This is a genomic window from Nonomuraea sp. NPDC050227, assembly GCF_044459705.1.
Classification (GTDB): domain Bacteria; phylum Actinomycetota; class Actinomycetes; order Streptosporangiales; family Streptosporangiaceae; genus Nonomuraea.
This window is the reverse complement of sequence record NZ_JBITJF010000007.1, coordinates 172,109-186,162: the sequence shown is the minus strand read 5'-3', so window position 1 is coordinate 186,162 and position 14,054 is coordinate 172,109. Positions and strand designations below refer to the sequence as shown.

Annotated in this window: 15 protein-coding genes; 7 read left to right on the top strand and 8 right to left on the bottom strand. The window is 74.0% G+C overall.

Going from position 1 to position 14,054, the window contains the following annotated elements:
• Positions 1–38 precede the first annotated feature (38 nt).
• The 4 genes from ACIBK9_RS27430 (at position 39) to ACIBK9_RS27415 (ending at position 3,484) form a co-directional block, all read left to right on the top strand.
• A complete protein-coding gene (locus ACIBK9_RS27430; protein ID WP_397161821.1) occupies positions 39–731 on the top strand; it encodes a fluoride efflux transporter FluC in 693 nt (230 codons plus the stop codon).
• A complete protein-coding gene (gene crcB / locus ACIBK9_RS27425) occupies positions 728–1,093 on the top strand; it encodes a fluoride efflux transporter CrcB (protein ID WP_397161820.1) in 366 nt (121 codons plus the stop codon). The genes ACIBK9_RS27430 and crcB overlap by 4 nt, the downstream gene beginning before the upstream one ends.
• A 110-nt stretch (positions 1,094–1,203) precedes the next feature.
• Positions 1,204–1,659 carry an ATP-binding protein gene (locus ACIBK9_RS27420; protein ID WP_397161819.1) on the top strand — a complete coding sequence of 152 codons (456 nt, stop codon included), beginning with the start codon at positions 1,204–1,206 and terminating at the stop codon, positions 1,657–1,659.
• Positions 1,660–1,735: 76 nt separating this feature from the next.
• Complete coding sequence (locus ACIBK9_RS27415) at positions 1,736–3,484, top strand: SpoIIE family protein phosphatase (protein ID WP_397161818.1); 1,749 nt, start codon at positions 1,736–1,738, stop codon at positions 3,482–3,484.
• A 28-nt stretch (positions 3,485–3,512) separates the two neighbouring features.
• Here ACIBK9_RS27415 and ACIBK9_RS27410 read toward each other — a convergent pair whose 3' ends face one another.
• The 7 genes from ACIBK9_RS27410 to ACIBK9_RS27380 form a co-directional block, all read right to left on the bottom strand.
• Positions 3,513–4,361: a phosphotransferase gene (locus ACIBK9_RS27410; RefSeq protein ID WP_358294916.1), complete on the bottom strand. Its 849-nt coding sequence runs from the start codon at positions 4,359–4,361 to the stop codon at positions 3,513–3,515.
• On the bottom strand, positions 4,358–6,370 hold the full coding sequence (locus ACIBK9_RS27405) for an alpha/beta fold hydrolase (protein ID WP_397161817.1): 2,013 nt from the start codon (positions 6,368–6,370) through the stop codon (positions 4,358–4,360). The genes ACIBK9_RS27410 and ACIBK9_RS27405 overlap by 4 nt, the downstream gene beginning before the upstream one ends.
• A 55-nt stretch (positions 6,371–6,425) precedes the next feature.
• Positions 6,426–7,046, bottom strand: a complete 621-nt coding sequence (locus ACIBK9_RS27400) for a TetR family transcriptional regulator (RefSeq protein ID WP_397161816.1) — start codon at positions 7,044–7,046, stop codon at positions 6,426–6,428.
• Between the two features lie 96 nt (positions 7,047–7,142).
• Positions 7,143–7,469: a TraR/DksA C4-type zinc finger protein gene (locus ACIBK9_RS27395; protein ID WP_358294910.1), complete on the bottom strand. Its 327-nt coding sequence runs from the start codon at positions 7,467–7,469 to the stop codon at positions 7,143–7,145.
• Between the two features lie 32 nt (positions 7,470–7,501).
• On the bottom strand, positions 7,502–8,260 hold the full coding sequence (locus ACIBK9_RS27390) for a rod shape-determining protein (protein ID WP_397161815.1): 759 nt from the start codon (positions 8,258–8,260) through the stop codon (positions 7,502–7,504).
• Positions 8,261–8,543: 283 nt separating this feature from the next.
• Positions 8,544–8,864: a hypothetical protein gene (locus ACIBK9_RS27385; RefSeq protein WP_352325705.1), complete on the bottom strand. Its 321-nt coding sequence runs from the start codon at positions 8,862–8,864 to the stop codon at positions 8,544–8,546.
• A 331-nt stretch (positions 8,865–9,195) separates the two neighbouring features.
• Positions 9,196–9,627, bottom strand: a complete 432-nt coding sequence (locus tag ACIBK9_RS27380) for a hypothetical protein (RefSeq protein ID WP_397161814.1) — start codon at positions 9,625–9,627, stop codon at positions 9,196–9,198.
• Between the two features lie 360 nt (positions 9,628–9,987).
• Between ACIBK9_RS27380 and ACIBK9_RS27375 the strand changes: the two genes are divergently transcribed.
• From ACIBK9_RS27375 to ACIBK9_RS27365, 3 genes are all read left to right on the top strand, one after another.
• A complete protein-coding gene (locus ACIBK9_RS27375) occupies positions 9,988–10,518 on the top strand; it encodes a GNAT family N-acetyltransferase (RefSeq protein ID WP_397161813.1) in 531 nt (176 codons plus the stop codon).
• A 435-nt stretch (positions 10,519–10,953) separates the two neighbouring features.
• A complete protein-coding gene (locus ACIBK9_RS27370; protein ID WP_358294901.1) occupies positions 10,954–11,379 on the top strand; it encodes a carboxymuconolactone decarboxylase family protein in 426 nt (141 codons plus the stop codon).
• Positions 11,380–11,466: 87 nt separating this feature from the next.
• Positions 11,467–13,137 carry a serine/threonine-protein kinase gene (locus ACIBK9_RS27365; RefSeq protein WP_397161812.1) on the top strand — a complete coding sequence of 557 codons (1,671 nt, stop codon included), beginning with the start codon at positions 11,467–11,469 and terminating at the stop codon, positions 13,135–13,137.
• 22 nt (positions 13,138–13,159) lie between these two features.
• Here the strand turns inward: ACIBK9_RS27365 and ACIBK9_RS27360 are convergent, their stop codons facing one another.
• Positions 13,160–14,038, bottom strand: a complete 879-nt coding sequence (locus ACIBK9_RS27360; RefSeq protein WP_397161811.1) for a hypothetical protein — start codon at positions 14,036–14,038, stop codon at positions 13,160–13,162.
• Positions 14,039–14,054 lie beyond the last annotated feature (16 nt).

Here is a 14,054-nt window from a genome sequence, read left to right as displayed (position 1 = left end):
GAGATGTGCCACGCTCATGTGCTGGTAGGAGATGCCTCATGACCCAAGCTCGTCCCCCCGAACCCGAACCCGGCCGCGCGCACGCCGCCGCCGAAGGGGCCGAGACCGGATCCCCGCACGCCGCCGAAGGGGTGGAGGTCGGTGGCGCGCATGCCGCCGGAGGCGCCGGCGCGCAGGTCGATCCGCGGGCCGCGGTCGATCCCGACGTCGACCTCCACGTGCCCGCCCAGCGCGGCGAGCTGGCCCGCGCCCCGGTCGCCACGCTGGCCGTCATCGCGGCCGGCGGCGTGCTGGGCGCGCTCGCCCGCTACGCCGTCCTGACCGCCTTCCCGGTGCCGCCCGGCGGGTTCGCCTGGCCGACGCTGGCCGTCAACGTCACCGGCTGCCTGCTGATCGGGCTGCTGATGGTGGCCATCACCGAGGTCTGGCAGGCTCACCCGCTGACCCGGCCGTTCCTGGGGGTGGGGGTGCTGGGCGGGTTCACCACGTTCTCCACCTCCATCGCCGACGCCCACGGGGCGCTGGCCGCGGGGCAGCCGCGCACGGCGCTCGCCTACCTGGCGGTCACGCTGGTCATGGCGCTGGCCGCGGTCTTCCTGGGCCAGGTGCTCGGCCGCGGGCTGTTCGGCCGGTTCGCCACTCCCGCCGAGACCGGTCCCGTGGAAACCATTCCCGCCGAGACCGTGCCCGACCGGGCCGCGCGGGCTCCGCGCGGCGGGAGGCGTCCGTGACGTCGTTGCTGCTGGTGGTGCTGGGGGCCGCCGTGGGCGCGCCCGCCCGCTACCTGATCGACCGCGCCGTCCAGGCCCGGCACGACAGCCTGTTCCCGTGGGGCACCTTCACCGTGAACGTGACGGGCTCGGCGCTGCTCGGCTTCCTGCTGGCGCTGCCCGCCACCGGCGCGGCGCAGGCCCTGCTGGGCACGGGCCTGTGCGGGGCGCTGACCACGTACTCCACCTTCGGTTACGAGACCCTGCGGCTGCTGCAGAACGGCGCCCGCACCTACGCCGCGCTCAACGCCGTGGCCGGCATCGCGGCCGGCCTGGGAGCGGCCTGGTGCGGCATCGCCCTCGCCCAGGCCGTCATCCCGTGAGCCGTCCCGGGAGCTCGACGGCGAGCGGCCGGCGCGTTTGACGATCGCTCGACGGGAAAGCTGAAAGGGGCCGGCGTACCCCTTCCCGACCTCCGACAGACGAGACGATCATGCTTGTGGAGTTCGAGCTGCGCTGTCCCATCAGCGCCGATCTGGCGTTCATCCGCGACCTGGTGCGCATCCACGGCCACCACAGCGGACTGTCCGGCGAGCGGCTGGAGGACCTGGTGCTCGCGGTGAACGAGGCCGTCACCAACGTCCTCGACCACGGCGGCTCGGCCGGCCTGGTCACCGCGACCCGGGACCCGATCGGCGTCTGCGTGGAGATCCTGGACACCGCGGGCCGCCTGACCGCCGACCACCTCGACACCGCGGGCGTCGACCCGACCGCGTCCCACGGCTTCGGCCTGTGGGTGATCCAGCAGCTGTGCGACTCGGTCGCGCTGGAGCGGACCGGCCTCGGCTCGCGGCTGCGGCTGCGCATGCTGGTGCCCTCGGAGACCCCCGGCGCCGCCGATCGCCGCCTCAGCAGCACCATGGCCGGCGGCGCCTTCCCCTGGTCCTAGCCCGGCCGGCACCGGCCCGGCACGTTCCGGGGTACACGAGGTCGGCATGTCAGTAATCATCCGATAACGTAGTGTGATGATGGCTGATGGGGGCGACGCCGAACACCGGCCGGACGGCTCCGGTTCCGGCGCCCAGCCGGCGGAGTGGCTGCTGCGGGCGGCCTTCGACGGCACGGGCATGGGCATCTACCTCACCGATCTCGCCGGCCGCATCACGTGGGTCAACCCGGGGGCGACGGCCCTGCTCGGCTTTCCCGCCGACGAGCTGCGCGGCGCCGACGCGCACCAGAAGCTGCACCGCCGCCTCGACGGCAGCCTCCCGCCCCGCTCCGGCTGCGAGCTGGTGACGGTGTGCCGGCAGGACCGGTCCGTACGCAGCGAGTTCGCCACCTTCGCCACCGCCGGCGGCCGGCTGCTCCCGGTCGCCTGGCTGGCCTCGCCCATCCATCACGACGGCGAGCCGGCCGGCGTCGTCGTGGTCTTCATCGACGTCGTCGAACGCCTCGACGCGGCCGGCCGGCAGGCCGAAGAGCTCGTCCGCGCCCAGAAGCTGACCGAGCAGTTCCGCCTGCTGACCGAGATCAGCACCGTCCTCACCCAGACGCTGGACGTGCGCGAGGCGATGACGCGGCTCGGCCGGCTGCTGGTGCCGCGCCTGGCCGACTGGGCGGCGGTGGACATGTTCCTCGGGCCGCGCGAGCTGCGCCGCCTGGCCATGGCCTGCGCCGGGGTCACGCCGGTGGACCCCTCGTGGTTCGCCGAGCTGCCGTCGTTGCCGAAGGGCCCCTCGCGGTCGGCGCTGGTTCGGGTGCTGCGCGGGGAGCAGGCCCTGCTGCTGGGGCCCGAGCAGATCGCCGCGCCGCCCGACGGGCCGCTGGCCGCCGCCCACGACTCCCTGTTCAACGTGCTGGGCGGCTCGTCGGCGATCGTGGCGCCGCTGCGCACGCCGCGCCGCGTGCTGGGCGCGCTGACGGTGGCGCGCACCGACCCGGCGCGGCCGTACACGGAGGCCGACGTGGAGCTGGTGGCCGACATCGCCCGCACCGCGGCGCTGGCCGCCGACAACGCCTGCCTGTTCGGCCAGCAGCGCGACATCGTCGACACCATGCAGCGCCACCTGCTGACCGCGCTGCCCCAGGTCGATCACCTGCAGCTCGCCGCCCGCTACCTGGCGGCCCCGGCCGGCTCCCAGGTGGGCGGCGACTGGTACGACGCGTTCGTGCTCCCCGACGGCGTCACCGCGCTGGCCATCGGCGACGTCGCCGGCCACGACCTGGAGGCCGCCGGGCAGATGGCCCAGCTCCGCAACATGCTGCGCGCCCTGGCCTGCGACCACAAGGAGTCGCCCAGCCTGATCCTCGACCGGCTCAACAAGGTCATGGCCGTGGCCAGCGACGCCCACACGGCCTCGGCCATCCTGGCCAGGATCGAGCCGCCCCAGCCGGAGAGCGACCCCGACACGCGGATCCTGCGCTGGACCAGCGCCGGCCACCTGCCGCCGCTGCTGGTCACCGCGCACGGGCAGGCCCGCTACCTGGAGGAGGGCCAGTCGCTGCTGCTGGGCGTGCATCTCGACGACGTGACCCGCCACGACGCCCTGGCGCCGCTGCCGCCGGGCAGCACGCTGCTGCTCTACACCGACGGGCTGGTCGAGGTGCCCGGCGTCAACCTGGACAACAGCCTGGCCCGGCTGCGCCGGCACGCCGCGACGCTGGCCCGGCGCCCGCTCCAGGACTTCTGCGAGCAGGTGCTCGCGCTGGCGCCGTCGCCGCGTACCGACGACATCGCGCTGCTCGCCCTGCGCCTGCCGCCGCCCGGGCAGTAGGCGGACGCCGCCTCCGGGGCAGGGGCGGTCAGGGGGCGGTGAGCGCGGCGTCGATCGCCGGGCCGTGGCGCTCCAGCCACGCCTCGCGCCGCTTGATCAGGTCGCCGACGCCCTCCTCCCACATCCGGGCCCAGCCGCCGCCCTGCTCCTCGGCGATCTGCCGCATCGAGAACCACGACCGCCGGGTACGCAGCACGGCCACCTCGACCAGGCGCGAACGGTCGACGCCGGACATCCCGTACGCGTCGGCGAGCAGGCGGCAGCGGCGCGGCACGTCCAGCCCGCGCAGGGGCGGGTCGGCGTCGGCCGGGTCGGCCAGCGGCGCCCAGTACAACATCGCGCTCATCAGCTCCTCGACCCGGGTGGCCGGCCTGGCGATGTCGAAGTCGATCAGCCCGGCCGCCACGCCGTCGCGGAACACGATGTTGTCCGGCGTGTAGTCCAGGTGCCCGACCAGCTCCGTCGGGTACGGCGGTGCGGGCGGCATGCCCGGCGGCTCGGTGAACCCGAAGTCCGCCCGCACGCCGTCGGGCGGGACGAACCCCGCCACCGCCTCGTGGTAGGCCCGGATCAGCCGGCCCACGGAGGCCAGCCGCTCCTCGTCGGCCAGCCACGCGGGCCGCGGCTGGCCGGCGACCTCACCGGGCACGAAGGTCAGCACCTCGCGGCCGGCGGCGTCGATGCCGAGGAACCGCGGCGCGCCCGCGAACCCGGCCTCCTCCAGGTGCCCCAGCAGCGCGTGGACCAGCGGGGAGTTGGGCCCGACGGGGCGGCGTACGGTGTCGCCGACGCGTACGACGCCTTCGGTGACGTCGCCGCCGACGAGCGGGATCTCGGGTTGGGGCTCGGCGGGCTCGGTGTAGGTGACGGAGCTCATGATTCCCTGAGGTGGTGAGGAAGTGGGCCGGTCATGGTCTCAGGCGTGGACGGCGGAGGGCAATCGTCCACGACAGGCCGGAGGAGGACCTGGCGCACGATCTCCGCGACGGCGGCCGGGTGGGTGAGGTGCGGGTGGTGCCCGGCCCCCGGGATGACCGTCACTGGGACGGGGCTGTCGGTCAGCGGGTCCAGCTCGCCGGCCACGAGATGCACGGGGACGGGGCCGCCGAGCAGCCTGCGGAGGTCGGCGCGTTCGGCGGGGCGGTGCGCGGCGCGCAGTGCGCGGGCAGTGCGCCCGGCGACCCCGGGACGGCGGAGCCCCGCCGCGGCGCTGGTGACCGCCCGCCGCGCGTCCTCGGACGGGGACGCCGGGCCGAGGAGGGTGGACGCGAGCCGGTCGGGGCCCATCCTGCCGAGGGCAGGGGCCGCGAGCAGCAGGGTGAGCGCGGACGGCCGGCGCTGGAGGAAGTACGGCGACAGCAGGATCAGGGCGGCGATCCGGCCAGGATGGGCGGCGGCGTACCGGAGCGCCGGGGCGGCGGCGGCCGAGTGCGCGACGATCACCGGACGGGTGCGCACGGGCTCCAGCAACTCGGCCAGCCAGTCCGCCGCCGCGCCCCCGGCCGGCGAGGAACGCCCCAGCCCCGGCAGATCGGCGACAAGCGCGGGAAACCGGCCTGGAGCGGGGGAGTCGGTGGCAAGCGCGGGAAACCGGCCCGGAGCAGGGGAGTCGGTGGCAAGCGCGGGAAACCGGCCCGGAGCGGGGGAGTCGGTGGCAAGCGGGGCAAACCGGTCCGCGGCGGTTTCGGGGCGGGTCGCGGACGGGGTGCTGTCGAGATCGTCGAGCACGCCGTGCCAGGAGTCGCCGTCGAGCGGAAGCCCGTGCAGCAGGACCAGCCGCGGCGACGTACGCTCACCCGCCACGTACGTACGCGACCCCGCCACGCTGTGGAAACCACCGGGACGTGCGGCCGGAGCGGCCCCGAAGCGGTCGGCGACCAGCCGGTCGGCCCAGCGGCGCAACGCGTCCTCCACGGGTGGCCGCCGGAGCCCCGCGGACGCGGCGACCCGGTCGGCCGAGCCCGTGTCGTACCGGTCCTCGGTCAGGAAGCCCAGCGTCTCGGGCTCGGCGCCGGTCAGCGCGGACGGCAGGCGGCGGATCACGCCCGCCGGCACGCGAATGCGCGGCGCGGGTACGCCGAGGTGGTCCGCGAGCAGCCGGATCAGGTCGGGCAGGTCGGGCGTGGCGGGATCGAGCAACCAGTGCAGGCCGCCGGGCTCGGGGTCGTGCTCGGGCACGGCGGCCATGAACCGGGCGAAATGGTCCACCGTCACCACCGGGACGAACGTACGGGCGCCGCCCGGCAGTGCGGGCAGCCGCCCCGCCCACAGGTCGCGGACCAGCGAGGCCAGCCCGAGGTACTGGCCGGCCTCGCCGGTCAGCGAATGGCCGATGACGCTGCTCGGGTTCACCACGGTCAGCGGCACGCCGAGCCGCGCCGCGGCGACCCGTACGGCGGCGTCCCCCTCGGCCTTGGAGCCCTCGTACGCCCCTTTGTCCCGGTACAGAGCCGCCAGCTCGGCCTCGGGGAGCGGATGGCGCGGCCGCGGGTCCAGCCCGACGCGGTAGCCCGACACGTGCACCAGCCGGCGCAGCGCGGGACGGGCAGCGGCCCAGTTCAGCACGTTGAGCGCGCCTTCGACGTTGACCGCCCTGGCCTCCTCGCGTCCCATGCCGAAGCGGTAGACGCCGGCGGCGTTGAACACGTCCCGCACGCCCGCCGCCCCTTCGACGGCCGCGCTCAGCCCCAGGCCGGGCCCGGCGGTGACGTCGCCCTCGACGACCGTGAGCCGCGTGCCGGGCACGCCGCGCTCGCGCAGCCAGCGGCCCAGCCCGTCGTCCGCGCGGCGGACGACGGCCGTCACGGCGCGGCCCTGTTCCAGCAGGTGCAGGACCGTCCATCTGCCGATGAAGCCGGTCGCGCCGAACACCACGGCGTCTTCCATGACAATTCCTCTCTAGACCGATCTGCATATTTTGTGGGCACGAAAAACCGCCGGCTCAGGCCAGCAGCCTGACCACCTGGCGGCGGACCCGTTCGACCGGCAGCCGGGAACGGCTGGCGCGGGCCAGCAGCAGCGCGCCCTCGATCATCGCGAGCACGGTCGCCGCCAGCTCGTCGGCTGTGTCGTTGCCCGTGTCGTCGGCCGCGTCGTGGTTCTCTGCGTGCAGGACGTCGGCCGCGGCATGCCCGTCGGCGCGCAGGGCGTCGGCCAGCCTGCGCTGCCAGCCTTCGTAGATGCCGGCGCAGACGCGCCGCAGTTGCTCGTTGGAGGAGGCGACCTCCAGGGCCACGGTCGCCACCGGGCAGCCCTTGGCGTACCCGGCCGCCACCATCCTGTCGGCCAGCGCGTCGAGGACGGCCGGCACGAGGTCCCGGGCGGCCGGCAGCGTGCCGGCCAGATCGTCGATCATGGCGTCGACCTCGCGCCCGGCGGCGGCGAGCGCCTCGCCCACCAGTTGGTCCTTGCCGCCGGGGAAGTGGTGGTACAGCGACCCGCGAGGCGCGCCGGCCACCGCCAGCACCTCGTTGAGGCCGGTGCCGTGACTGCCCTGCGCCTCCACCAGCGCGCGGGCCGCCGCGATGATGCGCGCCCGCGTCTCGTCCCCCTTGACCGCCATGCGGCACACACTAGACCGGTCTGCATATTCCTGTCCACACGGCCGCCGGCGGTGGACCGGCCGCCCGACGTCGTGAGGGGCGGCCGGTCCCGGAGGTCAGGCGGCTTCGTGCTGGCGCTGGCAGTTGATGCAGAATCGGGCCAGCGGCCGGATCTTGAGCCGTTCGAACGGGATGCCCGCCTCGCAGTGCGCGCAGCGGCCGTACGAGCCGGCCGTCAGCCGGTCGCGGGCCTGGGTGAGCTCGGCGATGGCCCGGTCGGCGGTGGCGAGAGAGGCCAGCAGCTCCTGCCAGGTGTCGTCCGCGCCGTTGCCGTCCTGGGCCGCGGCCTGCAGGCCCAGCAGGTGGCGGCTGCGCCGCTCCAGCTGCTCGTCGATGTCCTGGCGCAGGGACTGGAGCTGCACGGTGCTGAGATGGTCGGTCATGATGGTTTCCTTTCCGCTGTGATTGCGGGGGTTCAGAGGGCGATGACGGGCGTCGCGGGGCGCAGGCACAGGCGCAGCAGGCCGCGGACGGTGGCGTGCTGCGGCTCCGGTGCGGCGTTGATCCGCGCGCGAAGGGCGGTGTGCAGGCGGTCCAGCAGCCGCGTCTGGAGCGCGCCCCCGCCGGTGACGGTCAGGCCGTTGTCGCGGACGGCCGGACGGAGGTGGGCCGGCTGGCGGCGCAGCAGGCCGGCGGTCATCTCCACGACGCCGTCCAGCGCGTCCGGCAGCAGGCCCGTGCTCGTCGTGGCGCTGAGCTGGAGCGCCGCCGCGTCGCTGACCGCGCCGCCGCTGACGACGACGGCCTCGACGATGCCCGCCCCCACGTCCAGCAGCAGGTACGGTCCCGGCCCCGCGACGTCCAGACCGGCGCCCGCGGCGGCGGCCAGCGGCGCCTCGACCAGCGTCACCTGGCAGCCGGCCGCCTCGGCGACGGCCGCGCGCACCGCCTGACGGTCGCTGCCCGTCGCGGCCCTCGGCACCGCGGCCATCACGTGCTCCAGCGGCCGGCCGCCGGCCAGCCAGGCGTCCTGCAGCACGAGATGCACCAGCCGCAGGCAGGCGCCCGGGTCGACGACCATGCCCCGGCGGATCGGGCGGACCGGGATCCCGGCCGCGCTCTCCGGCGACGGGACGACGACCGCCGAGGGACGGTCGGCGATGGCGAACCCGTCCAGGGACAGCGAACGGGTGCGTGAGGTGCCCAGGTCGAGCACCACGTGGGCGCGGTGCACCGCGGATGTTCGCGGTGAGTGTTGGTGGACTGATCCGGCGTCGGACATGACGATGATCGGCTCCTTGCTCTGACGCGGAGAACTCGTACGCGAAAGACGAGAGAAAAGGGCGCGTCCCGCACGCGGGCACGCCACGACGGCGACCTCCGGCCGTACGGAACGCGCGGAACCCGCGGGCGACCGGGCAACGCGTGGACCCGGCCGTGCGAAGGCCGGGCGCGACGACCGGCCCCGCGGCGCGCTCGGCGGGCCGGGAGGCGGCGACTCGTGAAGAGGGAGGGAGCTAGATCAGCGGCGGGCTGCGCGAGCCCGCGGTGCGGTGCCCGACCTGCTGCGGGTCGCGGATCGCGGCCGCGTCGGAACCGGGCGCCGGGAGCAGCGCGAGGTGGGCGGCCTCGGCGTGCCGCGCGCCGCGCAGCGGCGGCCACAACGACAGCACGTGGTGCTCACGGCCGCTGGACGCCTGGGGCGGCAGGCTGGGCATCCGGTCGCCGCTCTTGTCCGGGGTCCATTCGTGGCCGGCGGACAGGGGGCGCGGGGTCGTCTGGTCGTCGGCGTAGGAAGGGCCGGCGACCAGCAGGGACAGCAGAACCAGGCCCACCACGCAACACAGCGCGATGGGGCCTCGTGGCGCTCTGCACGGTCCCGTCATAAGGCCGACCATAGCCCAGCCGGTGAGAAAAGGCATTACCGTCCGGTTTCCCGTTCCGGCGGTATGGCGCGCGGTCGGCGGGGAGGCGGGGCAGGGGCGTCCGGAGGGGCTTCCGGTGCTGGTGGGGGCGGGGGCAGCAGGGCGGGGTTCGCCGGGACATGGGCGCGTGGCCGGTCGCCGGACCGGGAGCCGGTCTACGTCCGGACGGCCGGTGTGCGCATGTCGCCGGGAACCCCGCCGTTCAGCGTGCTGGTGTGTCAGCGGGAACTTCGCCGCGGGTCATTTAGAACCCGTCGAAGTTCTCGCCCCACTCGCCCCAGTCGTCGTCCTCGTTGTGGTCGTCGTCGTGGCCATGGTCCTCGCGGCCGTGGTCGTCGTCGTCGTGGCGGTCCGGCTTGTGGACCGACCGGCCGGGAAGGCCTTCCGGACCACGCGGGCCCTGGGGACCACGCGGGCCTACGCGGTGGTGGTGGTCATGGTCGTGGTCGTGGTGGTGACCGCCGCCCCACCAGCCGCCCCAGCGCGGGCCCCACCAGCGAGGACCGCAGTGACGCCAGCCGCAGCCGCCCCGGAGGACCGGCTTCTCATCGGCTGGGCTCTGATACGACGCCGTGCCGGCCGTGCTGGCCTGGGCGGCCGGCATCTGGCCGCCACCCAGCAGCAGGCACGCGCTCGTGGCGAGCACGGCCGCCGGCTTCTTCATCATTGATTTCATCGCGCTTTCCGTTCAGAAGTTTCCAGAACCGCCGCGGGACTTCTCGACTGCCGTCGGTCTCCGGCATGAGCAGTCTTACCCGCGCATTGAGTTCGGAGTTCTGACAAGACAGGCATGAGCTCCTAAAGGTTGACCAGATTTACCAGGCCCTTACAGCCGACTTGTCCAGTTTTATTGCGACAAGGAGCGGTGGTGTCGCTTTACTGTGACTCGATCATTCCCTAGCACTGTCGCCCCGAAAATGCGGCCCTGCCGGGAACATGCGCTCCGGGCGGCCGGCGCCGCGGGCGCGGGGGTGCCGGTTTGGCCGGACGTCCGCTATCGTCACTGTCGTACCACGACTAGACAGTGAGGTTGAGGGTGACGGAACGTACCGACGTCCGGCTGGAACTGCTCACCGGCGAGCAGGCGCTCGCGTGCCGGGCGGAGCTGATCGACCTCTATCGCGAGGTGTTCACCGGGCCGCCGTGGAACGAGGGGGAGGGCGAGGTCGCCGAGTTCGGCGTCCGGTTCGCCGCCGACGCGGCCCGGCCCGGCTTCCGCGTGGTGCTGGCCGTCGATGACGCGGGTCCGTGCGGGTTCGGGACGGCCTGGCCGACCGCGACCCCGCTGCCGCGCACCCGCAGCTACGGCAAGGTGCTCGCGGCGCTCGGCCCGGACGGGGTGTCCCGGATGCTGGCCGGCGCGCTCCAGGTGGACGAACTGGCGGTCGCTCCGCGCGCCCGCGGCCGGGGTCTGGCCGGGCGCATTCTGAACCTTCTGCGCGGCGAAAACCGAAGCTGGCTGCTGACCTCCGTGAACGCCCCCGACGCCATTCGCCTGTACGAACGCCTGGGGTGGCGACGCGCGGGCGAGAACGAGGGAATTGTAGTATTCATCAACCCCGAATAACCACGAACTTTCACGCAATCTCTAGACTAGTACCGATATCCAGAACAAAGCCCCACGAATATCGAATAAGCCAGACATTACCCCCAAGAAACCCCAGACAACTCCCCCAAACCAAAGACATAACCCCCAAACACCCCCGCGCCGCCGCCCCCGCGCTGCGTTTCCCGCGCTACGCCCAGCGTGCTGCACCCTGACCCCACGCCTCCGTCGCGCCGCCCCTTCCGTGTCCTCCGCGCCACGCTCTCGCGCTGCTCTCTCCGCGCCGCGCTGCGCCCCAGCGGGCTGGGCCCCCGCGCTGCGCTCCCGTGCTGCCCCTCATCGCGCTGCGCGCCCGCCCCTCGCTGCCCCGCCGTCGCGTCCGTCGGGGCGCGCGTCTCGTCGTCGCTGTGAGGGGGATTTGCGTTTGAGTGCGCTCGAAGTTCTACCGTTTCGGACATGACGAACATTGCTGAAGGATCCGACCGTGAACAGCGCTACGAGCATGGCCTGGAGGTGCTGCGGAAGGTCGACGGCGAGGCCGGGCAGCGGGTTGTGGACGCCCTTGCCGACATCTCGCCCGAACTGGCCCACCAGGTGGTCGCCTGGGCCTTCGGTGAGATCTACGACCGTCCCGGCCTGGCCCCCCGCGACCGCCAGTTGGTGACCCTGGGCGCGCTCACCGCGCTCGGCGGCTGCGAACCCCAGCTCGACGTGCACATCAACGCCGCCCTGAATGTCGGCCTGACGCCCGATGAGATCACGGAGTCCCTGTTGCACTCGGCCGTCTATTGCGGCATGCCACGTGCGCTCAACGCGACGTTCGTCGCCAAGAAGGTCTTCGCCGAACGCGGCCTGCTCCCCGTGCCGGACGGCACGGTCTGACCCCAGGCTCCCGCTCGCTCGGTCCGGCCCGATCCGGCCGTGGTAGGGGCTGCCTCCCGAGCGCTCGGTCTGTCATGATCGACGGGGATGAGCGTGCAGGCGTTACAGGCGACGGACCCACCCGAGATCGGCGGCCACCGGCTGCTCGGGCGCCTCGGCGCGGGCGGCATGGGCGTGGTGTACCTGGCCAGGAGCCGCCGCCTGGGCCTGGTGGCCATCAAGGTCATCAAGCACGACCCGGCCGACCCCGAGGCCATGGAACGCTTCCGCCGTGAGGCGGCCACCCTGCGCGGCCTGCGCACCCCGTACGTGGCGCCGCTGGTGGACGCCCGGGTGACGGCGCCGCCGTACTGGCTGGCGACGGCGTACGTGCGGGGACCGACGCTGTTGCGGGCGGTGGCGGAACGGGGGCAGTTGCCGCCGGAGCTGTGCCGGCGGCTGCTCGCCGGGCTGGCCGCCGCCCTGGCCGACGTGCACCGGCACGGCGTCCAGCACCGCGACCTCAAGCCGCACAACGTCATCCTGTCGCCGCAGGGCCCGCGGCTGATCGACTTCGGCATCGCGCGGGCCCCCGGCCAGAGCACGATCACGACGTCGGGGGAGATCGTCGGCACCCCCGGCTACATCGCCCCAGAAGCCGTACGTCAGGAGCCGGTCACGGCGGCGGCGGACGTCTTCGCGCTGGCCGGCACGATCGCCTACGCCGCCACCGGCCGTCCGCCGTTCGGGCGCGGCGAGCCGATGGCGGTGCTCTACAGCAGCCTGAACGCCGACATCGACGTGGACGGCGTCGAGCCCGCGCTCGCCGAGCTGATCCGCTCGTGCGCCGCGCGCGACCCGGCGGAGCGGATCACGTCCGACCGCGCGGCGGCCCTCGCCGAGAGCGCCGCCGGCCCGCTGTCCTGGGCCTCGGACGCGGAGTACCAGGCACTCATCGCCGAGACCGGCCCCACCGAGGGCGACCCGGTCGAAGGCAACCCCGCCGAGGGTGTCCCCGCCAAGGACGACCCAGCCGACGACGGTCCCACCGGGACGACCCGGCCCGCGCGGACGTCCTGGCCGGGCCGGGCGCTGGCGGCCGGAGCCGTCCTGCTGGCCCTGGGCGCGACGGCCGCCGTCCTGTTCCCCCGGCTCACCACGCCCACGACGGGCCCCGCGACGGGCCCCACGACGGGCCCCGCGACGGGCCCCACGACGGGCGGCCCGGTGGCCGTCCGGGCGACCGTGGCGGACGATCCCGGGATCGTGGTGGTCACCCAGCCGCCGCCCGGCCCCGCCCCCACGGGCCCCGTCCGGTGGCAGGCCGTGCACGGCCCCCGGTGCGCGGCCGAGTGGTTCTACGCCGACCCCGCCTGGCGTCCCATCACCGGCGGGGGCGGGTGGAAGGACGACGGCTGCGCGGGCGCGGCGCTGGCGCTGCGCGTCGGCAACGAGCCGGCCCACTTCAACCAGGCGGTCAACTGGTACTTCGACACCCGCGGCGGCGCACGCTGCACGATCGACGTGCACATCCCCGACGACCCCCGCTCGACCGGCCTCGCCTTCTACTACCTGGACGACAACGACACGAACCCGCCGCACCTCGGCCCGCCGGTGACCGTGGACCAGCGCGCCTTCCGGGGACGCTGGGCCCCGCTCGGCACCTGGCGGGTGCCCGCCCCGGGCCGGCTCACCGTCCTGGTCGGCAACCAGCCCGTCACGGCCGACGACACCCACGAGGTGACGGTCTCCGCCGCCCGCGCCCGTTGCCGCTGGTGACCCGGCGGCGCGGCCTGAGGGGTCAGCGCAGGGTTCTGCCCAGGGTGCCCTGCTCGGGGTAGGAGTACCGGACGCGCAGCACGAGCTTGGCCTTGCGCGGCTGGCTGCCGGCGTAGGCCAGCAGGCCCGAGAAGAAGTCGAGGCCGTCGGCGTTCACCCCGACCTCGACGCAGCCGTGGCTGTACCCCTTGTGCGAGTTGTGCAGGTAGAAGCCGCCACGCCCGTACATGTTCCCCTGGATCGGGGTGAGCCGGACGCGGAAGGTGCCCCAGTCGGGGAAGACCGGGCCGTTGCCGCCCACGGGGAGGAACTGGATGCCCTCCCCGGGGTTGGAGACGGCCTTGTCGCCCCGCTGGTTCGCCGCCTCGACGGAGTTCTGCCGGGGGTCGACGTGGGTGAGGAACGTGTACAGGCCCTCCGGCAGCGGGCCGTGGTCCTTGCTGTTCTGCATGGCGCCGATCTGGTGTCCCACCAGGCCGGACGTGGCCGCGTACAGCAGCGTGCCGGAGCCCTGGAGTGAGGCGGGCATGGATCTGCGCCAGTACAGGAACTTGCCGGTGTAGACCAGGTCGGCCTGGTCGTCGGTGGCGTCGCGGACGTCGAGGTCGAACCGGCCGAGCGTGCGCAGGGCGCCCGTCCGGGGTACCTCTATGGCCTCGAACCGGCCCGATCCGGGCGTCCTGCCGGTCAGCGCGAACACCCGGTAGGAGCCCTGCGGGCCGTAGGAGGCCCGGGTCTCCTCCAGGAACACCAGGCCGGCGGTGTGGTGGAAGAGCACGGCGTGCACGTTGTCGTCGGGCTGCTCGCCCTTCCACATCATCGGCTGGGTCTCCTCGCCGACGGTGAGGGAGATCCGGGAGACCCGGTCGTTCTGGCTTCTCTGGAAGCAGAAGTACGTCATCGGGCCGTCCGCCGCC

Bases quoted from the DNA above. Each gene is read 5' to 3' on its own strand.
- ACIBK9_RS27370 (WP_358294901.1), top strand. From the start codon at position 10,954: ATGACGAACATTGCTGAAGGATCCGACCGTGAACAGCGCTACGAGCAT.
- ACIBK9_RS27395 (WP_358294910.1), bottom strand. From the start codon at position 7,469: ATGACCGACCATCTCAGCACCGTGCAGCTCCAGTCCCTGCGCCAGGAC.
- ACIBK9_RS27430 (WP_397161821.1), top strand. From the start codon at position 39: ATGACCCAAGCTCGTCCCCCCGAACCCGAACCCGGCCGCGCGCACGCC.
- ACIBK9_RS27380 (WP_397161814.1), bottom strand. From the start codon at position 9,627: ATGAAATCAATGATGAAGAAGCCGGCGGCCGTGCTCGCCACGAGCGCG.
- ACIBK9_RS27360 (WP_397161811.1), bottom strand. From the start codon at position 14,038: ATGACGTACTTCTGCTTCCAGAGAAGCCAGAACGACCGGGTCTCCCGG.
- ACIBK9_RS27400 (WP_397161816.1), bottom strand. From the start codon at position 7,046: ATGGCGGTCAAGGGGGACGAGACGCGGGCGCGCATCATCGCGGCGGCC.
- ACIBK9_RS27365 (WP_397161812.1), top strand. From the start codon at position 11,467: ATGAGCGTGCAGGCGTTACAGGCGACGGACCCACCCGAGATCGGCGGC.
- ACIBK9_RS27410 (WP_358294916.1), bottom strand. From the start codon at position 4,361: ATGAGCTCCGTCACCTACACCGAGCCCGCCGAGCCCCAACCCGAGATC.
- ACIBK9_RS27415 (WP_397161818.1), top strand. From the start codon at position 1,736: ATGATGGCTGATGGGGGCGACGCCGAACACCGGCCGGACGGCTCCGGT.
- ACIBK9_RS27405 (WP_397161817.1), bottom strand. From the start codon at position 6,370: ATGGAAGACGCCGTGGTGTTCGGCGCGACCGGCTTCATCGGCAGATGG.
- ACIBK9_RS27420 (WP_397161819.1), top strand. From the start codon at position 1,204: ATGCTTGTGGAGTTCGAGCTGCGCTGTCCCATCAGCGCCGATCTGGCG.